19 protein-coding genes are annotated in these 24,171 nt (G+C 39.4%); 10 read left to right on the forward strand and 9 right to left on the reverse strand.

Annotation, left to right across the window (positions count from 1 at the left end):
- Window positions 1–193: 193 nt before the first annotated feature.
- The 7 genes from ihfB to seqA form a co-directional block, all read right to left on the reverse strand.
- Window positions 194–481 (reverse strand): integration host factor subunit beta, encoded by a 288-nt coding sequence (gene ihfB / locus PSE60_RS09985; RefSeq protein WP_004256221.1) that lies wholly within the window; start codon window positions 479–481, stop codon window positions 194–196.
- A 56-nt stretch (window positions 482–537) separates the two neighbouring features.
- Window positions 538–2,211, reverse strand: a complete 1,674-nt coding sequence (gene rpsA / locus PSE60_RS09990) for a 30S ribosomal protein S1 (protein ID WP_004909559.1) — start codon at window positions 2,209–2,211, stop codon at window positions 538–540.
- A gap of 173 nt (window positions 2,212–2,384) precedes the next feature.
- Window positions 2,385–3,068 (reverse strand): (d)CMP kinase, encoded by a 684-nt coding sequence (cmk, locus tag PSE60_RS09995; protein WP_004909557.1) that lies wholly within the window; start codon window positions 3,066–3,068, stop codon window positions 2,385–2,387.
- Window positions 3,069–3,255: 187 nt separating this feature from the next.
- A complete protein-coding gene (aroA, locus tag PSE60_RS10000; RefSeq protein ID WP_210840132.1) occupies window positions 3,256–4,533 on the reverse strand; it encodes a 3-phosphoshikimate 1-carboxyvinyltransferase in 1,278 nt (425 codons plus the stop codon).
- A 120-nt stretch (window positions 4,534–4,653) separates the two neighbouring features.
- A complete protein-coding gene (gene serC, locus PSE60_RS10005) occupies window positions 4,654–5,745 on the reverse strand; it encodes a 3-phosphoserine/phosphohydroxythreonine transaminase (RefSeq protein WP_210840131.1) in 1,092 nt (363 codons plus the stop codon).
- 287 nt (window positions 5,746–6,032) lie between these two features.
- Window positions 6,033–7,667: a phosphoglucomutase (alpha-D-glucose-1,6-bisphosphate-dependent) gene (gene pgm / locus PSE60_RS10010; protein WP_272665314.1), complete on the reverse strand. Its 1,635-nt coding sequence runs from the start codon at window positions 7,665–7,667 to the stop codon at window positions 6,033–6,035.
- Between the two features lie 56 nt (window positions 7,668–7,723).
- On the reverse strand, window positions 7,724–8,269 hold the full coding sequence (gene seqA, locus PSE60_RS10015) for a replication initiation negative regulator SeqA (RefSeq protein ID WP_210840129.1): 546 nt from the start codon (window positions 8,267–8,269) through the stop codon (window positions 7,724–7,726).
- A 324-nt stretch (window positions 8,270–8,593) separates the two neighbouring features.
- On the opposite strand from seqA, the gene ybfF reads away from it, so the two are divergent.
- The 8 genes from ybfF to PSE60_RS10055 all read left to right on the forward strand — a co-directional run bounded on the left by ybfF (window position 8,594) and on the right by PSE60_RS10055 (window position 18,185).
- On the forward strand, window positions 8,594–9,370 hold the full coding sequence (ybfF, locus tag PSE60_RS10020) for an esterase (RefSeq protein WP_272665315.1): 777 nt from the start codon (window positions 8,594–8,596) through the stop codon (window positions 9,368–9,370).
- A gap of 242 nt (window positions 9,371–9,612) precedes the next feature.
- Entirely contained in the window at window positions 9,613–11,718 is a 2,106-nt protein-coding gene (locus PSE60_RS10025) for a peptidase domain-containing ABC transporter (protein ID WP_272665316.1), read from the forward strand.
- Window positions 11,715–13,043, forward strand: a complete 1,329-nt coding sequence (locus tag PSE60_RS10030) for an HlyD family type I secretion periplasmic adaptor subunit (protein WP_210840210.1) — start codon at window positions 11,715–11,717, stop codon at window positions 13,041–13,043. The genes PSE60_RS10025 and PSE60_RS10030 overlap by 4 nt, the downstream gene beginning before the upstream one ends.
- A gap of 3 nt (window positions 13,044–13,046) precedes the next feature.
- Complete coding sequence (locus PSE60_RS10035) at window positions 13,047–15,146, forward strand: type I secretion system permease/ATPase (protein WP_272665317.1); 2,100 nt, start codon at window positions 13,047–13,049, stop codon at window positions 15,144–15,146.
- A gap of 169 nt (window positions 15,147–15,315) precedes the next feature.
- Window positions 15,316–15,609, forward strand: coding sequence for a LexA regulated protein (gene ybfE, locus PSE60_RS10040; protein ID WP_004909532.1), 294 nt, complete (start codon window positions 15,316–15,318; stop codon window positions 15,607–15,609).
- Window positions 15,610–15,763: 154 nt separating this feature from the next.
- Window positions 15,764–16,291, forward strand: a complete 528-nt coding sequence (gene fldA / locus PSE60_RS10045; protein WP_004256261.1) for a flavodoxin FldA — start codon at window positions 15,764–15,766, stop codon at window positions 16,289–16,291.
- 269 nt (window positions 16,292–16,560) lie between these two features.
- Window positions 16,561–17,010: a ferric iron uptake transcriptional regulator gene (gene fur / locus PSE60_RS10050; RefSeq protein WP_004256285.1), complete on the forward strand. Its 450-nt coding sequence runs from the start codon at window positions 16,561–16,563 to the stop codon at window positions 17,008–17,010.
- Window positions 17,011–17,495: 485 nt separating this feature from the next.
- Window positions 17,496–18,185: a bactofilin family protein gene (locus tag PSE60_RS10055; RefSeq protein ID WP_272665318.1), complete on the forward strand. Its 690-nt coding sequence runs from the start codon at window positions 17,496–17,498 to the stop codon at window positions 18,183–18,185.
- A gap of 139 nt (window positions 18,186–18,324) precedes the next feature.
- On the opposite strand, the gene chiP is transcribed toward PSE60_RS10055, so the two are convergent.
- On the reverse strand, window positions 18,325–19,722 hold the full coding sequence (chiP, locus tag PSE60_RS10060; RefSeq protein ID WP_371031495.1) for a chitoporin ChiP: 1,398 nt from the start codon (window positions 19,720–19,722) through the stop codon (window positions 18,325–18,327).
- A gap of 563 nt (window positions 19,723–20,285) precedes the next feature.
- Here chiP and PSE60_RS10065 point away from each other — a divergent pair.
- Window positions 20,286–21,080 carry an SDR family NAD(P)-dependent oxidoreductase gene (locus tag PSE60_RS10065; protein WP_272665319.1) on the forward strand — a complete coding sequence of 265 codons (795 nt, stop codon included), beginning with the start codon at window positions 20,286–20,288 and terminating at the stop codon, window positions 21,078–21,080.
- A gap of 97 nt (window positions 21,081–21,177) precedes the next feature.
- On the opposite strand, the gene ansB is transcribed toward PSE60_RS10065, so the two are convergent.
- The gene (gene ansB, locus PSE60_RS10070; protein ID WP_109911037.1) at window positions 21,178–22,221 is read right to left on the reverse strand and encodes an L-asparaginase 2; all 1,044 of its coding nucleotides are present in this window, start codon (window positions 22,219–22,221) and stop codon (window positions 21,178–21,180) included.
- A gap of 194 nt (window positions 22,222–22,415) precedes the next feature.
- Between ansB and ycaO the strand changes: the two genes are divergently transcribed.
- Window positions 22,416–24,170, forward strand: coding sequence for a 30S ribosomal protein S12 methylthiotransferase accessory factor YcaO (ycaO, locus tag PSE60_RS10075; protein WP_272665320.1), 1,755 nt, complete (start codon window positions 22,416–22,418; stop codon window positions 24,168–24,170).
- Window position 24,171: the final 1 nt, after the last annotated feature.

A 24,171-nucleotide genomic window follows, 5' to 3' on the forward strand; every position in this document is an offset into this window, starting at 1 on the left:
TTTTAATATTTTTTATAAATATAGAGAATAGAGAGGTGTTGGTGTTGGTGTTGGTGTTGGTGTTGGTGTTGGTGTTGGTGTTGGTGTTGGTGTTGGTGTTGGTGTTGGTGTTGGTGTTGGTTAGATATAAAAAAACAGTGCCGTATAGAATACAAGCACTGTTTTGATGTAATAATTAAGATCTACAGCCTAATTATTGGCCGTAAATATTTACACGATCACGTAATTCTTTACCTGGTTTAAAATGAGGAACATATTTACCTTCTAGTTCCACTTTATCACCAGTTTTCGGGTTACGGCCAACGCGTGGAGCACGGTAGTGAAGAGAAAAACTGCCGAAACCACGGACTTCAATACGTTCACCGTTAGCTAACGTATCCGCCATATGCTCAAGAATTTCCTTTACAGCTTCCTCAACGGTTTTTGCTGAAAGATGAGACTGCTGGCTAGCCAGTCTTTCAATTAATTCAGACTTGGTCATAGTACCTCCCTAAACTACCGTTACAAAGGGACAACACTACTGTTGCCCCCACTTAATTATTCGCCTTTAGCTGCTTTGAAAGCTTCAGCCATAGCATTGTTGCCGAATGCTGTATCTTCTTGTTTGTTCACAGCTGCGACAGCGTCTTTCTCATCAGCTTCGTCTTTAGCGCGAACAGACAGGTTGATTACACGGTTTTTACGATCAACACCAGTGTATTTAGCTTCAACATCATCACCAACGTTCAGAACCAGTGTTGCATCTTCAACACGGTCACGTGAAGCTTCTGATGCACGCAGGTAACCTTCAACGCCCAGTGTCAGCTCAACAGTTGCACCTTTAGCATCAACTGCAATTACTTTACCAGTCACGATTGCGCCTTTCTTAGTTGCTGCTAAGTAGTTATTGAAAGGATCTTCAGCTAACTGTTTAACACCTAAAGAAATACGCTCACGCTCTGCGTCGACTTGCAGAACAACAGCTGCGATTTCATCGCCTTTTTTGTATTCACGAACTGCTTCTTCGCCTGCAACGTTCCAGGAGATGTCAGACAGGTGAACCAGGCCATCGATGCCGCCGTCCAGACCGATGAAGATACCGAAGTCAGTGATAGACTTGATTTTACCTTCAACGCGGTCGCCTTTGTTGTGAGTTTCAGCAAATTGCTGCCATGGGTTAGATTTGCACTGTTTCAGGCCCAGTGAGATACGACGACGTTCTTCATCGATATCCAGAACCATAACTTCAACAACATCACCAACGTTAACAACTTTAGATGGGTGAATGTTTTTGTTAGTCCAATCCATTTCTGAAACGTGAACCAGACCTTCAACGCCTTCTTCGATTTCTACGAAGCAGCCATAGTCAGTCAGGTTAGTAACGCGACCAGTCAGTTTAGTACCTTCTGGGTAACGTTTAGCGATTGCGACCCAAGGATCTTCGCCCAGTTGTTTCAGACCCAGAGAAACACGAGTGCGCTCACGGTCGAATTTCAGAACTTTAACATTGATTTCATCACCAACGTTGACGATTTCGCTTGGGTGTTTAACACGTTTCCAAGCCATGTCAGTGATATGCAGCAGGCCGTCAACACCGCCCAGATCAACGAATGCACCGTAGTCAGTAAGGTTCTTAACGATACCTTTAACTTCCATGCCTTCTTGCAGATTTTCCAGCAGTTGATCGCGCTCAGCGCTGCTTTCAGATTCAATTACAGCACGACGAGAAACAACAACGTTGTTGCGTTTCTGATCCAGCTTGATTACTTTGAACTCAAGCTCTTTGCCTTCCAAGTGAGTAGTATCACGAACTGGACGTACATCAACCAGTGAACCTGGTAAGAACGCACGAATACCGTTCAGTTCAACAGTGAAACCACCTTTAACTTTACCGTTGATAACACCAGTTACAGTTTCAGCTTCTTCGTAAGCTTTTTCCAGCATCAGCCATGCTTCATGACGTTTAGCTTTCTCACGAGAAAGGATAGTTTCACCGAAACCATCTTCTACTGCATCCAGAGCTACATCGATTTCATCGCCAACTTGGATTTCTAGCTCACCCTGAGCATTTTTGAACTGTTCTACTGGGATAGCAGATTCTGATTTAAGACCTGCGTCAACAAGGACTACGTCTTTATCGATGGCAACAACAGTACCACGGACGATAGAACCAGGACGAGTTTCAATATTCTGCAGGGATTCTTCAAAGAGTTGAGCAAAAGATTCAGTCATATTAATGATCTTCAAGAGTTTTAAATTAACGTCCACTTAGCTTCCCGCCAAATGGGGTTGTTTCACATACCCCACAACATTCCATGTCGCAAGGTTGATGCTATGCTAATAATATAATCACATAGCGGTAACTGCGTATATTATCTAATTATAAGCTAAAATAAAGCCTATTATCACGATAATTGTAGAATTTTTTTTGCATAGGTGTGTGCTTTTTCAATAACTTCCCCAATAGACATACTTGTGGAATCCAGCACTAATGCGTCTTTCGCGGCAATAAGGGGGGCAACAGAACGGTTACGATCACGAAAGTCACGTTCTTCAATTTCGCTCAAAAGACGTTCAAAATTAACATCAAAACCTTTCTCTTGCAACTGCTTCATCCGCCGATGAGCCCTTTCTTCAGCTGAGGCATCAAGAAAAATTTTTACTGGTGCATCGGGGAAAACCACCGTTCCCATATCACGGCCATCAGCAATAAGCCCAGGTAGAGTTCTAAATGCACGTTGGCGTCGAAGTAACGCTTCACGCACGCGAGGAAAAGTTGCTGTTTGGGATGCCGTGTTTCCTACTGTTTCGGTTCTAATTTGATTTGAAACATCTTCCCCTTCCAGAATGACTTTCAGTACATTGTCTTCAGGAACAAATTTCACATCTAAATTTGCAGCCAAAGGCACTAACGCATCTTCGGATTGGATATCAACATGGTGATGTAACGCAGCTAACGCTAATACACGATAAATTGCGCCTGAGTCTAAAAGTTGCCACCCAAATTCGTTTGCTAATGCTTGGCAAAGTGTACCTTTACCTGCTCCGCTTGGTCCATCAACGGTGATTACAGGGGCTATCGCCACCATAAAAAATCTCCTTTTCTGCAAATAGCCGAGCTACCCGCAATTAAAATCTGTGAAGGTATTATACCAATTCAGTAGATTTGTGAAATAAGCAGGTTCTGATGATTACTAAAAAATAAGAAAAAATTGATATTTGAACCATAAAAATTAGGTTGATACAAAACAAAATAATATCAACCCAATCAATAGATTAATGACTTAAACGTGCCAACTGTTCGAAGTAATCAGGAAACGTTTTTGCAGTGCAGCCGGGATCCAAAATTGTTACTGGCGTATCTGATAACGCAACTAATGAAAAACACATTGCAATACGATGATCGTTATAGGTTTCAATTTCAGCATGTTGTAATTTTTTCGGTGGGACCACACGAATATAATCATGCCCTTCTTCCACTTCAGCGCCAACCTTTCTTAGCTCTGTCGCCATCGCATATAACCTGTCAGTCTCTTTCACTCGCCAGTTATAGATATTACGTATCACTGTTTCGCCTTCAGCAAATAAAGCGACGGTACCAATGGTCATTGCCGCATCAGGAATCGCATTCATATCCATGTCAATGCCCGTCAATGTTCCGCGTTCACATTCAACGTAGTCATCACCCCAACGAACAGTCGCCCCCATTTTTTCTAATACATTGGCGAATTTCGTGTCTCCTTGCAAACTATTGCGCCCAATTCCTGTGACTCGTACCACGCCCCCCTTAATGGCAGCCGCAGCGAGGAAATAAGATGCGGATGAAGCATCACCCTCAACCAAATATTCACCCGGTGATTGGTATTGTTGCTGCCCTTTGATGACGAAATGTTCATATTGATGATTTTCGACACTAACACCGAACGTTTTCATCAGTGCTAACGTGATATCAATGTAAGGCTTGGAGACTAACTCGCCAATAATTGTAATTGTTGTATCTTGCTCTGCACGCGGAGCCGCCATTAACAATGCGGTTAAAAACTGGCTGGAAACAGACCCATCGACTGAAATCTGGCCACCGATAAAACCACCTTTTAAACGTAGTGGCGGGTAGTTTTCTTGTTCCAAATATTCAATCTCAGCACCACCTTCCTTTAATGCATTGACCAAGTGCCCAATTGGGCGCTCTTTCATGCGAGGCTCACCCGTTAAAATAATATTATTGTGACTTAGTGATAGTGCAGCAGTCAGTGGGCGCATTGCCGTTCCCGCATTGCCTAAAAATATTTCTAGCTCATCTGGATGAGATAAATTTCCGCCTAAACCTTCCACACGACAACGTGTTTTATCTTCAGACAGTTGGAAGCTAACACCTAACTGGGTTAATGCATTCAGCATATGGCGAATATCATCACTGTCCAATAAATTAGTGAGTGTGGTCGTTCCTTTAGCCATCGCGGCTAATAACAGTGCGCGGTTTGAGACACTTTTTGACCCTGGCAAATTAATTGTGCCGTTAATTGAAGGAATAGGTTGTAATGTCAGGGATTGCATAAAAAGCAGTTTCTCCAGTGAAGTTTGCAAGTAAATAAAATTTGGCTCTATTTTCTTTTAAGTCAAATGCAAAGAGCACAAATAACCGACTGAACATCCTATTTCAGTCGGCAAATCTCGTTATTGAGCGTTATGACGTTCGAAATCAGCCATAAAATCAACCAAAGCCTGAACTCCCGCTAATGGCATCGCATTATAGATTGATGCGCGCATACCACCAGCCACTTTGTGGCCTTTCAGCGAAAGTAGGCCTTGTTCTTTGGCTTCTTCAATAAATTTCGCATCAAGGGTTGGGTTTTGCATTTGGAACGGTACATTCATCCAAGAACGGTTTTCAACTGCAACACGGTTAATATAGAACTGGCTATCATCAATTGCATTGTAGAGTAATTGTGATTTTTCATAATTACGCTTAGCCATTTCTTGCAGACCGCCTTGCTCTTTTAACCATTTGAAGACCATACCTGCGAGATACCAAGCGAAAGTCGGTGGAGTATTAAACATTGAATCATGTTTTGCTAATACCGTGTAATCAAATACGGATGGAGTCTGAGGTGAAGCTTTACCGAGTAGGTCTTCTCGGATAATAACGATAGTTAGTCCTGCTGGCCCAATATTTTTTTGAGCCCCTGCATAAATTACACCATAACGGCTTACATCAATCGGTTTAGATAAGATAGAAGAGGAATAGTCAGCAACAATAATTTTATCTTCAGGGAAGTCAGGTTCCTCATGAATAGCTAAGCCGCCAATGGTTTCATTTGGGCAATAATGGACATAAGCAGCATCGTCACTTAACGGCCATTCTTTCATGGATTTTAAACTCACGACACCGTCTTTTTCTTCAGTAATTTGAATCACATTAGGCGTGCAGTATTTTTCAGCTTCTTTTGCTGCAGACTCGGACCAATAACCGCTTACAATATAGTCTGCTGTCGTTTTATCACCTAATAAATTCATTGGTAACGTTGCAAAATGGGCCCGTGCTCCGCCGTGACAAAATAAAACTTTATAGTTATCAGGGATATTTAATAAATCACGTAGATTTTGCTCTGCTTCTGTTGCCACTTCGACAAAGTCTTTTCCGCGGTGACTCACTTCCATCACAGAAACGCCTAACCCCTTCCAATTACAAAATTCTTGCTCAGCACGACGCATGACTTCAACAGGTAGCATAGCTGGACCTGCACTGAAATTATAAACCTGACTCATTGACCTCACCCTATCCATCTTCAATTATGGTTAATAAAATTCACTCAGATAATTAAAGTTGTACCACTCCAAGCCTTTAGCTGCAACGGTTATTGTCAACAAGCCTAAAAAAGAAAGGGGGGTTATTTTTTGATAATGAGGAAAAGAATTTTGTTAATCTTGTCACACTCTCGACAAGCATCATTTTATGGAGAAATTAACAATAAATAAGCGATAATATCCCGAATTACGTCATTGCGCTGTATTTCGGGATATTCATTGAAATGTCTTTTATTGAGGATTAAAAATTAGCGAATAACTTTGCTTACGATTTCAATCGCTTCTTTTTCTATTTGACGTAAATGCTCTTCACCACGGAAACTTTCACAATAAATTTTATAGGCTTCTTCCGTGCCTGATGGCCTTGCTGCAAACCAGCCATAATCCGTCATGATCTTTAAACCGCCGATTGGTGCATTGTTACCTGGCGCAGCGGTTAAACGCTGTGTAATTTTATCTCCCGCCAATGTATCTGCTGCAACCATTTCAGGTGATAATTTACTTAGCTTTGCTTTTTCTTCGTGAGTGGCTTTCGCTTGGATACGGTTATAAATCGGCGCGCCGAATTTCTTAGCGAGATTATTATAACGTTGTTGAGGATTTTCACCTGTAACAGCCGTAATTTCAGCTGCGAGTAAGCAAAGAATGATACCGTCTTTATCCGTTGACCACGGTGTGCCATCAAATTTTAAGAACGATGCTCCAGCGCTTTCTTCACCACCAAAACCTAATTTACCGCTAAATAAGCCATCAACAAACCATTTGAACCCTACAGGTACTTCGACTAGTTCACGACCGATGTCATTAACCACACGGTCAATCATGGCGCTCGAGACCAATGTTTTGCCGACGGCAACATCTTTACCCCATTGAGGACGATGTTGAAATAAATAATCAATAGCAACAGCAAGATAGTGATTTGGATTCATTAAACCATCTGGCGTGACGATGCCATGACGGTCGTAATCTGGGTCATTGGCAAACGCAAGATCAAATTTTTCTTTCATCCCAAGCAAACCCGCCATCGCCCAACTGGATGAGCAATCCATGCGAATAACACCATCATGGTCAAGTGGCATAAAGCGGAAAGTTTGGTCGAGTTGGTCGTTTACGATTTCAATATCGAGTTGATAATATTCTGCAATTTTTTTCCAATATTCAATACCGGAGCCGCCTAGAGGGTCAACACCAAATTTTAAACCTGACTTGGCAATTGCTTGCATATCAACAACTTCACCTAATGCAGAGACATAAGGCATAACCAAATCTTGCTGGATGACATATTCACTCGCCATCGCTGTATCAAAACTTACTCGTTTTACACCTTCAAGGTTATTCGCTAGCAATTGATTGGCATTTTTCTCAATCACAGAGGTTAAATCGGTATCAGCCGGCCCGCCATTTGCTGGGTTGTATTTAATACCGCCATCTTCAGGTGGGTTATGTGATGGTGTAATCACAATGCCATCCGCAACATCTTGGTGTGATTGGTTATAACTTAAGATAGCGTGAGAGATAGCGGGAGTTGGAGTAAACCCATTATTCTCCTGAACAATAACATGAACCTGATTTGCCGCTAACACTTCAACCACAGTCATAAATGCCGCTTCTGATAGCGCATGGGTGTCTTTTCCCACAAAACAAGGGCCTGTTACGCCTTGCTTTTTGCGTAAATCAGCAATTGCTTGTGCAATGGCTAGTATATGGTTTTCATTAAAGTTTTTACGCAATGAGCTACCGCGATGCCCTGATGTTCCAAACTTAACAGCTTGAGATGCATTTCCAGGTTGTGGTTGCTGCGTATAATATTGAGCGGTTAATTGAGCGACATTGATCAAGTCACTTTGAAACGGAAGCTGCCCTGCACGTTCATGTATTGTCACTTGTTTTCTCCCAAAGCACTGATGCTTTGTTATCAACACCAGTGGCCTGTCAGTTTTTAAATAGTATTACAAACCTTTTCAATCACATTGGCTGGAAATTGCATTTCCTGCATGATTGCATCAACCATACTACGCTTACGATTAGTATTCGTATTTGTGATCACCCAATAGGGTGTTCCTGGTATATGACGCGGCTTAGATTGCTTGCCAGCTGCAAGTAATGTTTGCTCATCACCCGCAAAATAAATACGAGTTCGGCCATGCATTAACTCTGTTGCACTCGCAAAACGATTTGCATCTAAACTATATAAGGTAGATAAAATCAACATAAAGCGGTCAATCGCTTTACTTTTTTCTGCATAAGCGTCAGATAACAGAAGCTCTCTAATGACTCTAACAGGATTTAATGCAACAGCGGGTGTACTCATCGCAGGTTCAGCCTTAATGGCGGCATGTTCCTGAATAATTTCTTTTGCTTGTACTGGCTGCCCGGATTTGAAATTTAACATACGGCGCAAAATATCCGATGCACTTTCACCGATATGCTGTGTATGGCTCGCAATATAGCGGTAAAGCTCTTCATCAACTTCTATCGTTTTCATTTTTTCCCAGTACTTATTTAACTAAAATTTGCGGTGTGATTATAAGACAGATTTAAAAAAAACAAAACAATTAAAATTTCAATAACTTAAAGTAAACATTATTCTAAGTTCAAAGATAATTCAGTGGGTTATCATGCCATTACTTTCAGTATTTTACTTCCGAGAGCAAATTCAACTTTCTGAAATTTAGTGGCTATAAACCTCTTGGTTATCGACCATTAACTTACCTCAGCCAAGATCGTAGTTTATTTGACCATTTGGATTTTACTCAGAGCCGTGACATGATAAGACCACATGTACCACTGACGAATTGATCAAATAAATATGACTGTGTTACTTAACCATACTATCCATAAGCCTGAAAATCCAATCTCAAATAGCCCTATAGTACTCATACATGGGTTATTTGGTGACCTCAATAACTTAGGTGTTTTAGGTCGTAATTTACAACAATATTTCGATACGATTCAAATTGATGTTCGTAATCACGGTGATTCTTTCCGTGATGAGCAAATGAGTTACCAACAAATGGCCCAAGATGTTATTACATTAATAAAATCTTTAGGGTATGAAAATGCTATTTTAATTGGTCACTCAATGGGTGGCAAAATTGCCATGGCTGCAACTGCAATCGCCCCTAATTTTATTGATAACATCGTTGCTATTGATATGGCGCCTGTCGCTTATCAAGTTCGTCGTCATGATAAAATATTTGCGGCTCTTGATGCCGTCACAGAAAAAAATGCGAAAACTCGCCAAGAAGCTACTGTGATTATGCGTGATTACATTAACGAAGAAGGCGTTATCCAATTTCTGCTTAAATCTTTTAAACAAGGTGAATGGAAATTTAATTTACCTGCCCTTAAAGCGAATTATGAACATATTATTGGTTGGGAAACCGTACCCGCCTGGGATAAACCCGTATTGTTAATCCCCGGAGGAAACTCCCCTTATGTGCAAGCGGAATATAAAGAGCAAATCGCACAACAATTTCCGCAAGCCAAAGCATGGGTTGTCGCTGAAACGGGCCACTGGGTTCATGCAGAAAAACCAGACCATGTATTAAGAGCTATCCATCGCTTTTTATCTATTTCTGAATAATTAATCATATTTAAATATAGATATTGAAAAGACATATATCTTTTCAATATCTTTAAATATATTTGTAGTTAAATATAATTACTTTATTAATTACATAATAAGACTAACTTCAATACACAGCGAATTACAAACCCTGTATTATCCAAATTCTACTCCACCTTATTACTATCTAGTGCATATTTTATTAATGCAAATTTGGATTTAAAAATTCAAATAACTTAAGGAATTTATTAATATAGAAAATGGATAGTCTAAAATCAAAATCAACATTATATTTCATTAGTGTCATTGCTAAGTTATCAGGGCAAGTAAATCCTAAAGAACTAGAACAAACACTCAATCAATCTATTGGTTATAATGAAAAAATTAACATTATTAAATCGAAACACGCCATTCGCTGTAGGAATAAATATCAGAAAGATAAAAATATAGCTAAAATCGTCTGCCCAGCAATTTTATATAATACCAAAGGCGAAGCTTTTCTATTAGCTAACCGCAATCAAGAACAGGTTCTCATTCAGCAATTTGGAAATAGACCGCCAGAGATATGGAGCATTGACGAGCTAAACCAACAATGGAGTGGCCATTGGTTACAAGTAAACCTTAAACAAGGGCAATTTGACATCACTTGGTTCCAAGCTGAGTTTCTGAAATACAAATCCATTATTTTATGGGTTTTATTTTTTTCATTCATATTGCAAATCCTCGCATTAGTCTCCCCTATTGTTATGCAAGTGATTATGGATAAGGTGCTCGTTCATAATAGTTTAGTCACATTGGACGTTTTAATTTTTGGGTTAATGGTTGCTGCACTAATAGAAGTAACGTTAAAAGGGTTACGTGAATACATTTATCATCATACAGTTAACCGTATTGATATGACACTCGGCTTGAAACTAGTTAATCATTTATTGAGATTGCCTATTCCCTTTTTTAAAAGTAGGCAAATAGGTGCGATTGTCACTCGCGTAAAAGAGCTCGAAACTATTCGCGAATTTTTAACCAGTAGTTTTTTCACTCTATGTGTTGATGTGTTGTTTTTATTTGTATTCATTTTCGTGATGAATTCGATCTCCACGACACTCACAATAATATTTTTGTGCTCTATACCTTTTTATCTTTTATTGGCTTGGTGGCTAACGCCTAAAATCGAATCTGCCGCACAGCAACAGTTTACTAATATCGCCATTAATACATCTTTTTTGACCGAAAGTATTAATGGGATAGAAACCGCCAAAAGCTTATCCGTCGAACCGAATTTTACGCGTCGCTGGGATGGTCAAACCTCAGATATGAGCCAAACTAACTTTGTAGCAGGACAAATTAGCTCCCGCTCCGAGCATCTCGTTATGGCTATCGAAAAAATCACCAGAGCGATTGTATTGTGGGTTGGTGCCTCTGAAGTTTTAGCATTACAGATGACAATTGGCCAACTTATTGCTTTTTATATGATGGTTAACCATGCTAACCAGCCCCTCATCAAACTGACCAAGCTTTGGGGAGACTATATTCGCACGAGCGTCGCTATCGAAAAACTGTCCCAGATTATCAACTTACCCATCGAACAATCTCAGCAAGAAAATAAATTACCTCTGCAAGGGCATTTAAACCTAAAAAATATCTCGTTCCGCTACCAACCGAACATGCCGTTTGTTCTAAAAAACTTTAATTTAAATATTAAAGCGGGGGAAACCATTGGCATTGTTGGTACTTCAGGGTCAGGTAAGAGCACCCTTGCTAAATTATTACTACGGCTTTATACCCCTGAAAGTGGAACCATATTTGTGGATGGCACTCCCATATCCGCGATTAACTTACACTCTCTTCGTCAGCAAATTGGTATTGTGTTGCAAGAGAATTTCTTATTCAGCCAATCTGTTTTCCATAATATTGCTCAAACCTCACCTAATGCCTCCATGGATGAAGTGGTTCATGCCGCCAAAATGGCGGGAGCACACGAATTTATTTTGAAATTACCCAAAGGTTACGACACCGTTCTTGCTGAGGGGGGATCATCTCTTTCGGGTGGTCAACGCCAACGCATTGCGATTGCTAGAACGCTGCTTTCAAATCCTAAAGTAATTATTTTTGATGAGGCGACTAGCGCTTTAGACGACGAGTCCCAAGCGGTTATTCAAGAAAATATGCAATTCATTGCAAAAGGAAGAACCGTCATCACAATAGCTCATCGCCTATCAACCATTCGCCATCACCAGCGGATCATTGTGATGCAACATGGTGAAATCATTGAGCAAGGTAGCCATCAACAGCTTATTGAACAAGGTAATTTTTATAAACACTTGTGGACTCTACAGCAGTCTCTGAAATCAGACATGGACGTAAAATGAAACATCGATTAGACAAAAACCGTTATAACAGCTTTTTGCCTTCACACTTGGCGATATTAAAAACTCCCCCATCTTACTTGGCACTATACGTTGCTATTTCTATTAGTGTGGGTATTTTTCTTGCTGTGACTTGGTCATTTTTTGGTAAATTGGATATTCAAGCCACCACACAGGGTAAACTTATTGTTTCAGGGCGAACACAGTTAATTCAAGCGTTTGAATTAAGCCGTTTAGAACATATTCATGTTACTGACGGGCAAACAGTAAAACAAGGAGACCCTTTAATTACCGTTAATGTGTTAGGTGTTGACCAAGATATCTTAAGTTTAAATTACCAGCATAACTTTCATTTAGCCGAAATATTAATTTATCAGGCATTGATTTCACGACAGCCTATTGAGCAGTTACCTTTATTTAATCAATTAACTGAAACAGAACAAAACAATACGCAGGCTAGCTATCAAACACAAAAATTAGAATTTGATTCATTAATGAATGAACTTAATAATGAAATTCAATTGAATACCGCCAATCAACAAGCCCGAAAAGATGAATTACTCACTATCAACTCCCTTATTGTCAATATCAAAAAACGCCTCGATGCACACCATTCGTTAACTGAAAAACAGTTAATCAGCCAAAAGGAATTTTTAGAACAAGAGCGAGAACTATTAATCGCTAAAAAAGAAAAAGTGACCAAATTATCTGAGCTCTCAATTCTAAAAAGCCAGCACCATGCCTTAAATGAAAAAATAGACCGGATAAAAGCCCAAAAAAACCAAGAGTGGGATGAAAAATACAAACAAGCTGACTTTAAGCGGGCTTCCCTTGAGCAAGAACTATTAAAAAATAAAGAAAGAAATCAATTAGAAATTATACGAGCTCCCGTTGATGGCACTATTCAACAGCTTGCCACACACACTTTAGGAGCTGTATTGCAACCCGCACAGCAACTGATGGCTGTTGTTCCTAACAATAATGTTCAATTAGCTGAAATTAAAATCTTGAACAAAGACATTGGGTTCATCCATGAAGGGTTGAGAGCAGAGGTGAAAATAGATGCATTCCCTTACACGCGTTATGGCACGATTGAAGGGGAAGTAATTTCCATATCGCGTGACAGTACTCTCGATGAAAAGCTTGGATTAGTGTTCTTAGGGCAAATTGGTCTTAACCAAAAAGAACTATCTGTTGATGGCAAATCTATTGAACTGACTCCCGGTTTATCCATTGTGGCAGAAATAAAAACGGATAAACGCCGTATTATTGACTACTTGCTTAGTCCTATTAACGAGTACACCTCAAACGCGATGAGAGAAAAATAATCGATGGAACAGTTAAATAATCATGGCTTGGATGCCTTAGTTTGGGTGGCTAAATATTACCAAAACAATGTTTCATCTGATCAACTCAGGCATGCAATTGGTATGCAAACTCTATCCCCCACGGAGTGGGAAATTAGAGAATGCGCACATACACTCGGGTATGAAACCAAACTTATTGCTGTGCAATATACACAATTGAAAACGCTACCTTTACCCGCTTTAATCTATATAGATGGTTTTTGGCAAGTTATTAGCCAAGAAAATGAATTAACTCTCATTAACCCGACTAATGAGGAACGAAAACCTATTCATAATTCTATTGGACATCAAGAAACTGAATATGATGTATTACTCATTAAGGAGCAATTAGAACCGGAGCAAAAAAAGGCCTTTGGCTTTAGCTGGTTTATTCCCTCTATTTTGCGGCAACATGTTAAATTACGAAATATTTTTATTCTCTCAGCCATTATTCAGCTTTTTGCCTTAATTAGCCCGCTATTATTTCAGAATTTAATCGACAAAGTGTTAGTTGGTCGCAGTCTCTCAAATTTACATGTCATTGCATTGGCGATTTTTGCCATTGCTGTTGCAGAACCGATATATGGTTTTATTCGTAATAAAATTTTTAGTCATAGTAGTAGCCAGATCAGTGCTGAGTTGTCAGGGAAAATTTATCGCCACTTAATGGCCTTACCGTTAAATTATTTTAAGTTAAGGCCAACAGGGAAAATTATCGCTAGGATCCGTGAATTAGCCCATATAAGGCAATTTTTAACGGGCTCAACACTGATGCTATTTATTGACTTTATCTTTGTCATCCTTTTTGTCGCAGTTTTATTTTCCTACAGTAGTTTGATGGCTTGGATTTTATTGGGCTCAATGGGGGTATTTTTTGTTTTATGGATGATACTCGGCCCCATTATTCGCCAACAAACTGAAAAATCTTATCAAGCGGATGAAAATGGTCTCACTTTTCTCACCGAAAGTATCACTGGGATTGAAACCATCAAAACAACCGCAACAGAAAAATATTTTAATCAACGCTGGAAAAAAATATTTAGCAAACAGCTAACTCAAAGCTTCAAAGTCTCAATGCGCAGTGAAGTAGCCTCTCAATTAATGACTTTTGTGAGCAAAATAACGACTGCGATCCTTTTGTGGGTTGGTGTCAAAGAGGTATTAAATGGTGGAATATCTCCTGGCGAATTAGTGGCATTTAATATGCTAAGTGCACATGTTACGCAGCCTGTATTGCGGTTTGCCCAAGTTTGGCAAGATTTCCAACATACCATTATCTCATTACGCCGGGTGGGAGATATTCTTGATGAACCGGTAGAAAATGAACGTAAAGGGATTGCAAATACGTCAAATATTCACGGCAAAATCGAGTTTCAAAATATCCGTTTTCGCTATCAACCTGATACGCCTGAAGTTCTCAATAATTTATCCTTTATGGTTAATGCAGGTGAATTTATTGGTATTACCGGCCCCTCAGGTTCTGGAAAAAGTACTTTAACGAAATTATTACAACGGCTTTATATCCCACAACATGGACAAGTTATTGTTGATGGCATGGATTTAGCTGTCGCTGACACTGTATCATTACGCCGAAAAATGAGCGTTGTATTACAAGAAAGTACCTTATTCGTTGGTTCGATCGCAGATAATATCCGTTTGAGTCATCCACAAGCGACTGACGAGCAAGTAATTCACGCAGCAAAATTAGCGGGAGCTTATGAATTTATCATGACATTGACTGATAATTTTAATTATCCCTTATCAGAAAAAGGTTCGAATCTTTCAGGTGGTCAACGTCAAAGGATTGCACTTGCGCGTGCATTACTCACCGAACCCGATATCTTAATTCTCGATGAAGCTACTTCTGCACTCGATTACGAGTCAGAAGCCGCGATTATGGAAAATATGCCATTAATTACTCGAGGAAGAACCGTCATTAGCATTGCTCATCGGCTAAATACAATTATGCACGCAGATAGGATATGTGTGATTTGCCAAGGAGAAGTACACGAGATAGATACCCACGAAAACCTACTCAAATCAAATGGTTTATATGCCAATTTATGGCGCCAGCAGACGCAATAATTTGAATAAAAAAGCATCACACTTATAGCAAGTGGTGCTTTTTTACCAAAAGCGCTCATTTTACAATCAATTAAACCCAATCATCATAGATGAAGCTATAGCACAAGGGGATTAGCTAGGGTATCATGGCGCGCTGAATTACTGGCACACCCTTTTAGCAGTTATAGACATGGCAAAAGAACAAACGGATCGAACGACACTAGATTTGTTCGCTGAGGAACGAAGGCCTGGGCGACCTAAAACAAGCCCGCTATCACGGGATGAACAACTGAGGATCAACAAACGCAACCAACTGAAACGAGATAAAGTGAAGGGATTGCGCAGAGTTGAATTGAAACTGAACGAAGACGCTGTCGCGGTATTGAATCAGTTAGCTGAAGATAAAAATATAAGCCGTAGTGAATTGATCGAAGAAATTTTGATGTCACAACTTGAACATGTTGATACATCAATACTCAAGTAACGTTATCTTGATAAATCACACAAATTTGACAGACTTAGCAACATTTTTTCGCCAGAATAAGGCGTAATATTCTATCTATTTTCGTTCTAAACGGGCTATAGAAGGCGAGTTTTCACCTCTAGCTCTCTTAGAAAAACAAGAGGTTAATCACTTTATGGCAGTCATAGGCATTTTCTTCGGAAGTGACACAGGTAACACAGAAAATATTGCCAAAATGATCCAAGAAAGATTAGGCAAAGATGTAGCAGAAGTTCACGATATCGCGAAATGTAGCAAAGAAGATATTGAAGCTTTTGACATTCTACTTCTTGGTATTCCAACTTGGTATTATGGTGAAGCCCAATGTGACTGGGATGATTTCTTCCCTACTCTCGAAGAGATTGATTTCGAAGGTAAACTCGTCGCCTTATTTGGTTGTGGAGACCAAGAAGACTACGCTGAATATTTCTGTGATGCTATGGGTACGATCCGCGATATTATCGAACCACGTGGTGCTGTTATTGTTGGTCATTGGCCAACAGAAGGTTATCACTTTGAAGTATCCAAAGGCATGGCAGATGACAACCATTTTATTGGTTTAGCTATTGATGAAGATCGTCAACCTGAGCTAACTGATGAACGTGTTGATGCATGGGTAAAACAAATCTCTGAAGAAATGTCTTTAGCTGAAATTTTAGGCTGATAGACTGCATAAAGAACCCTTACCCATAGATTACACCACTGTCTTACACAAAATGAACCCCCTAAGCCAGTGGCGTAGTCTAAAATAACCGATAAGGTATCCTAATAGGATAGGTTCTCAAGAGATTATCAAAATAATGAGACAATGCATGGTTTCTATTTTTATTTTCCATGCCTATAATTGTAAATCAGTTTAGAAGACAACTGTATTGATGTTAAAAATGTCTCATTATTGTTAAATTTATGATTTAAGATACAGGACAAACCCGCATGACAGACAACAATAAAGCATTGAAAAATGCTGGACTCAAAGTCACTCTTCCAAGATTAAAAATTTTGGAAGTACTTCAAGAGCCTGAGTGCCACCACGTCAGTGCGGAAGATCTCTATAAAAAGCTGATCGATATGGGTGAAGAGATCGGGTTAGCAACTGTATACCGCGTGTTAAACCAGTTTGATGATGCCGGTATCGTAACCCGTCACAACTTCGAGGGTGGTAAATCTGTATTCGAACTAACTCAGCAACATCACCATGACCATTTAATCTGTTTAGATTGTGGAAAAGTGATTGAGTTTACTGATGAATCCATTGAAACCCGCCAAAAGAATATCGCTGCTCGCCATGGCATTAAACTATCTAATCATAGTTTATATCTATATGGTCATTGCGCAGATGGTGATTGCCGTGACAATGCTGACGCACACGAAGCAAAAGAGTAATAGTATTCAACCATCGTCGATGAAACGTCATGGTTAAAAATGCCAAAACCCTGATAATACAATTTTATCAGGGTTTTTTATTTTAAGTATTGATATTAGCTTTTTTTACTCGATGAGTGATAATTGCTAGTAAATAACTTAAACACTATTATTTATCACTGTATTTTAGCAATAATGCAAGATTTTTATAAAAACTATAATAGTTGCAATTCAAATTAAAACCCTTATATTATTTCAGAGATAAATATATTCCGTTATCTAAAATAATACTTTACATATCAAAGTGGTATATAAATAACATCATAGATGATTCCAAACACTTCATACTATTTAAAATTATTTAATTACCTTACTATAATTCCAACTCCATATTAGAGAGTTAATGATTCAAATGTAGTCATAATGTTAAATCATAATTTAAATGCGTAATTACATTTATTGACTAAACTAATTGAGTACTTTAGTAATTTGTAAGAGATTAACTGATGAAAAAAACCTATCTTTTTCTCAATACAAGTTTTTTCTTCTGGTTTCTTACTTTAATAGGGTGGTTTTTTAGCTATTCGGCTATCACCTTATTTTCGTTTGTATTATCAATATTGTTCTTGATCGTATACTTCAATCAAAAAAAGGTAAGTAAAATGTTCACCAAAAGACAAAACAAGCCCGCGCCTACAGCGACGCCCCCTTCTATAAGTGATGAGCCTGAAGTGATTGCAAAAATAGAAGAACAAATAACACTGTCAACTCCTACTATTAGTGAAGAAAAATCGAATACGATTATCTCTAGGGACGTTATTTTTGAAGGAAATATTACGTCTAATGAGCAAGTGCATATCTATGGGAATGTCATTGGAAATATAACAGGAAAAGAAAATACGGTTAAAGTTATGTTAAACGGCCAAGTCACAGGAAATATCACCTGCAAGGAACTGGTGGTTAATGGTCGTATTGAAGGTGAATGCATATCTGATACTATTTGTATTGAAAATAATGGAGAAATCCACGGTACTATTCATTACAGTAGTTTATCAATTAAAAAAGGAGGGATTTTATCTGGCCAAGCACAAATTAAAAACCCACCCCATCAATCAGAAAAAGTTACCATATTAAAAGATAAATTAAAACAAGACCCCCTTATACTCAATGAAAGCGTAAATACCGTATCCTTGTAATCAAAAATAAAATAAGGGTTTATTCTTGTCTTAATATTCTATTCAATATTAAAAATATATGGTAAGTCCTTTGGTTATCAAGGGAAATGACTGCTATGGTTTCTTTATAGCAGTCATTGCAACTAAAAGATTTTACAAATTAGAATACCGTAAATGGCATCATCACCATAAACTTAATATCTTTTTCATCTTGGAAGATATTTCCGTAACCACCGCCATAGCTCGGAATATCTGTATGGTTATCATACTTGGTAAAATGCAGTTTAAATAGCGTATCTTTTGCTCGACCTGATTGTACGGTATACAAAATATCAAAGTTCCATGCGCTTTCTTTTAAGCGTACATCTTGAGCATATTGACTATTTGTACTTGGCTTAGCATCCCATCCATAAATATATGAGGTTCCGACCTTCCATCCTGCTAAGTCCCAATTTTTTAAATCATACATGACACCGGCCATAACTGCTTTTTCATTATTAGCATTCCAGTCCGAGCGGCCATCCCACCAAATGTCCATACGACCGTTTGATGTTGCCCAACCGGGGGTCATACGCTGTAGAAAATAGCCTTGATTACCTTTGGCTTTTACATAGGTTCCTTCTAATTTAAAATCAAACTCATCGTAGGTGTAGCCGAGTGTCATCGCTTGCAACCAAGCTAAACCGTCATAAACATCGTTAACGCCTCCGTCTGAAACCTTATCTTTTGCACCATAAAATTGATAAGACATACGTAAGTCATGGTCAATAACTGGAACAGCATAGGAAACCTTAGCAAAATATTGATCCATATAGCTTTTAGCTTGCCCATATGCCCCTTCTAGGACTAAATTATTTTTAAAGTCATATTTAAAGCCAATTGAGTGTAAATAGCTGATCCCAGTTTCGCCATCCGCTTCACGAAAGTCATACATAGTGCGATACCAAGGAGCCTTATAGCGGTCGGTCCACATATAGGACATACTAAGTTCACCATTTTGCTCAAAATCAAACACCCCGCCTATCTCTAACCCTCGGTATGTACCGGGCATATAGCTCCAGTGGGATGCGAGTAAAGTTTGACCAGTAGGTTGAATATAGCCGCCTCTACCCCAGAAAGGGCCATATTTCAATTTTGCAGCAGCCTTATAAAAAGTCACACCACTGCGATCCCCTGTCCATTTTTCATCCCAACGTGATTTCGCATCGCTAAAGCCGATTTCATTGGGTGCAGCTGGGCCACTATTTGATAACTCAATAGCGGTAAAACCCGCTAAATCTAGCCCGATGATGTCCTGAAAATAACCGGATGAGAAATCAAGACTGGCATTAAATGTTGAGTGTTTAAGATTATCCGCATACTTTTTATATTTATCACTATTTGGGTCTAAATCTTTACGTGAACGATCGCGTTGCCAGTAGTAAAGGCCACCTGTAAGTTTTGAATCTTCAATAAATTGCTCCGCATGCATGATTGGTTGGTAACCAATAGGAAGCATTGCTATTGCAATTTTTAAGACGAGCAATTTCCTGCCAGTATTGACATTTTTATTAACCATTCTTGTATTCCTCTAATATTTTTTAATTTTATTTTTCGGCCGAAATACGATTTAACTTTCCATTTAAATCTAAATATTCACAATGAGTTATATCTCTTGCGATGTATTTAGCCTATTTTTTGCAACGCGAATTATCAACACAGATACAGGCTTTGTTGCCAAAATATGATCAACGGCACATTAATTTTAATTAACTGTCATTATCACCGATGATGACCTTGCTAAAAATAAAAAGTAATTGATTGATAAATATAAAAAATATGCATGGGATACGTATAAGGAAGTGTTTAAGAAAAAATCAATAAATTAACTAATTGTTCCTTAATTTCGTCTATTTTGCAGGAATTCGCTAAGTTCTATCACCACATTGACCTAATTGCCTTAAAATAGATCAGATTGCTGAGTCAAATAATTAGGATAAATGTTGTTATGCTGAAAAATAACATACACAGCTATAAAATTTATCAACAAATAATCAAATAAAATGTACAGCATTAATAAGAAAAGCACCGCATTATCATTTGCTATTATGAATTCTCCTTTTCAATATAAAGAGTTCGTAAATGAAAATAGACTTAACAGGCAAACGCGCATTAGTCAGTGCATCAACAGCTGGAATTGGTTATGCAATTGCTAAAGGCCTCGCGAATTGTGGCGCAGAAGTTTTGATTAATGGCCGTAACGATATACGCGTTAATGATGCCGTTTCTCGCTTGAAAAAAGAATTACCCAACGCCAAAGTGTTTCCTGCTATTGCAGATGTCAGTGATGCGAAAAGCGTTGATAAACTACTTAGCGAAATCAGTGAAATTGATATTTTAGTTAATAACGCAGGTATCTATGGGCCAGAAGATTTCTACACAATGGATGATGCAAGCTGGGATAGCTACTGGCAAACAAATGTGATGTCCGCTGTGCGTTTATCCAGAGCACTTCTCCCTGCGATGGTGAAAAAAGGTTGGGGTCGAGTGGTCTTTATTTCGTCGGAATCGGCACGTAATATCCCTGCGGATATGATCCACTATGGCGTGACTAAAACAGCAATGCTCTCCCTTTCTCGGGGGCTCGCTAAATCTGTTGCGGGCAGTGGTGTTACTGTAAACAGTGTCTTGCCAGGGCCAACACTGTCTGATGGCTTTGCCAATATGATGGAGGATGAAGCCGCGAGAACTGGGAAGTCGATTGAAACCCTAGCAAAAGAGTTTGTAATGGCTCACCGCCCAAGCTCTGTAATCCAACGTGCAGCGACTGTCGAAGAAGTCGCGAATATGGTAGTTTATACCTGTTCTAAACAAGCCTCAGCGACTTCCGGTGCAGCCTTACGTGTTGATGGTGGCGTTATCGATGACATTGTGTAATTCGAGCATTCAATAATATTGCCTTATTGTCACAGCAAAACTAACGGGGTACAGGCTACTGCACCCCGCTGTATGAAATAAATACTCGTTTTGATAATTAATATTTTTCGAATAATGCCTGAATTTGCTGAGGATCTTTAGTCTGAGTTAAGGCTAATTGCAGCAATACGCGCGCTTTTTGCGGATTTAACCTTTCTGAAGCAACAAAACCATATAAGTTATCATCCACTTCGGCATTTCTTGTCGTATACCCTGTTGGTACACGGCTTGAGCGAACGACAACCACGTCTTCTTTCGCTGCTTTTGCTAAAGCGTCAAAGACAGTCTTATACATATTACCGTTACCCACACCCGCGCTTACAATTCCTTCAACCCCTTCTTCTCTCAAGGCTTTCACAGGAGCTGCTGATGCATTGGCATAGTTATAAACGATACCTACCGCAGGGAGCTTTTCGAGCTTACTGACGTCGAATGCCGCTTTGTCACTACGAGGTTGCGCTGCTTGAAAATAAGTAACTTTACCATCATGAATAAAGCCTTCTGCCCCACTATTAACGGCATCAAACGCTTGTACTTCAGTGGTGCTCATTTTCATCACATTACGGCCTTGCACGACTTTATCGTTCATTGCCATCAAAACACCGCGCTCTCCAGCAGACTTATCCGTCGCTAAAACGACTGCATTATACAGGTTCAAAGGACCGTCAGCACCTAAAGCCGTTGACGGTCGCATTGCACCAACCAAGACAATGGGCTTTTTACATTGCGTGGTTAAATCAAGGAAGAATGCCGTTTCTTCTAAAGTATCAGTCCCGTGAGTGATTACAAAACCATCTGTTTTATCACAATCTTGGTTAATTTTTTTCGCCAGTGCCAGCCAAACTTGGTCATTCATATCTTGCGAACCAATATTCACCAATTGCTCACCGCTTAAATTGGCAATTTTTTTGGTTTCTGGCACCGCATTAATTAAAGCATCAATCCCTACTTTACCCGCTTGGTAACTGGAGGATGTGGCTGAATCCCCACCACCTGCTATCGTTCCTCCTGTCGCCAATACTGTAATATTCGGTTGAGCGATAGCGGATACGGCAAACAGTGAAACCAATGTCGCCAAAAGCGCTTTATTTCTGTTTTTCATCCTATTTTCCTTTCATTAATAAACTTCGGTTATTATGTGGAATTGTGCTGAATTTTATGTGACCTATACAATTATTTTAGGATAAATAATGAATTTTAAGATGATTTATCTATGAATGAATAAAAAGCGTGAGGCTTGCAGCAAAAATCCGTATCATAGCCCGTTTGAAACACTCTATTCACAAGTGACTGACAATGAGCCAAACTTTTATTCCCGGCAAAGATGCCGCTCTTGAAGATTCCATCGATGCATTTCAATCCAAATTAAAGAAATTAGGCTTTGATATTGAAGAAGCCTCTTGGTTAAACCCTGTACCTAACGTTTGGTCTGTACATATCCGTGATAAAGCGTGCCCACTTTGCTTTACTAATGGTAAAGGGGCGAGCAAGAAAGCTGCATTAGCCTCAGCGCTTGGTGAGTATTTTGAGCGTTTATCAACGAATTACTTCTTTGCGGATTTCTACCTCGGTAAATCTATTGCTGAAGGGGATTTTGTCCACTACCCTAATGAAAAATGGTTCCCATTAACCGAAGATGATAGCTTACCTGAAGGGTTATTAGACAATCGTTTGATTAAGTTTTATGACCCCGACAACGCCTTAGCCGCAAGCCAATTAATTGACTTGCAATCTGGCAATGAAGAACGCGGTATTTGTGCACTGCCATTTACCCGTCAATCAGACAACCAAACCGTATATATTCCAATGAATATTGTTGGCAACCTCTATGTTTCTAACGGAATGTCTGCGGGCAATACAGCCAACGAAGCTCGTGTACAAGGCCTTTCCGAAGTCTTTGAACGCTTTGTAAAAAATAAAATCATTGCTGAAAGTATTAGCCTACCGGCTATCCCTGCAGACGTCATGGCACGCTACCCTGCGGTAGTTGAAGCGGTTGAAACCTTAGAAAAAGAAGGTTTTCCAATTTTCTGTTATGACGCATCACTCGGTGGCCAGTACCCTGTGATTTGTGTGGTGTTGTTTAATCCACAAAATGGGACTTGTTTTGCCTCATTTGGGGCTCACCCTGACTTTGGTGTTGCCCTTGAGCGTACCGTCACGGAATTACTGCAAGGTCGTGGCTTAAAAGACCTCGATGTGTTTAATGCACCGACCTTTGATGACGAAGAAGTGGCAGAGCACACGAATCTTGAAACTCACTTTATTGATTCAAGCGGTTTAATTAGCTGGGATCTGTTTAAAGATGATGCCGATTATGCCTTTGCAGATTGGAGCTTTAAAGGTACAACTCAAGAAGAGTTTGCAACACTTATCAGTATTTTCAATACATTAGATGCTGAAGTCTATATTGCAGATTATAACCACTTGGGTGTCTACGCTTGCCGTATTTTAGTCCCAGGAATGTCTGATATTTACCCAGTTGAAGACTTACATATCGCCAATAACGCGATGGGCGCTTATTTACGTGACACCATTATCAACCTACCTGATAGCCAATGGGAAAAACAGGACTATCTTGCCCTTATCGAGCAATTAGATGACGACGGTTTAGATGATTTTATCCGTATTCGTGAATTACTTGGTTTGGCAGTAGGTAAAGACAATGGGTGGAGTAACCTGCGTATTGGTGAGTTAAAATCCATGCTGGCACTAGCTGGCGGTGATCTTGAACAAGCACTTGCTTGGGTTGAATGGACACAAGACTTCAATAGCTCAGTATTTACTGCCGAGCGTGCAAATTATTATCGTTGCTTGCAAACCCTGTTGTTGTTATCTCAAGAAGAAGAACGTGCCCCTGCGCAATACTACAACGCATTTGTGCATATGTATGGGCAAGAGGCAGTAGATGCTGCATCAGCCGCTATCGCTGGGGAATCATGCTTCTATGGCTTGTGGTCTATCGACGAAGAACTTAAAGCACTTCCTGCGCATCAAGCCTTGCTGGCAGCTTATGAAAAGCTGCAAAAAGCAAAGCGTGATAATGCATAAT

It is taken from the genome of Providencia sp. PROV174 (assembly GCF_028480685.1).
GTDB classification, from domain to species: domain Bacteria; phylum Pseudomonadota; class Gammaproteobacteria; order Enterobacterales; family Enterobacteriaceae; genus Providencia; species Providencia rettgeri.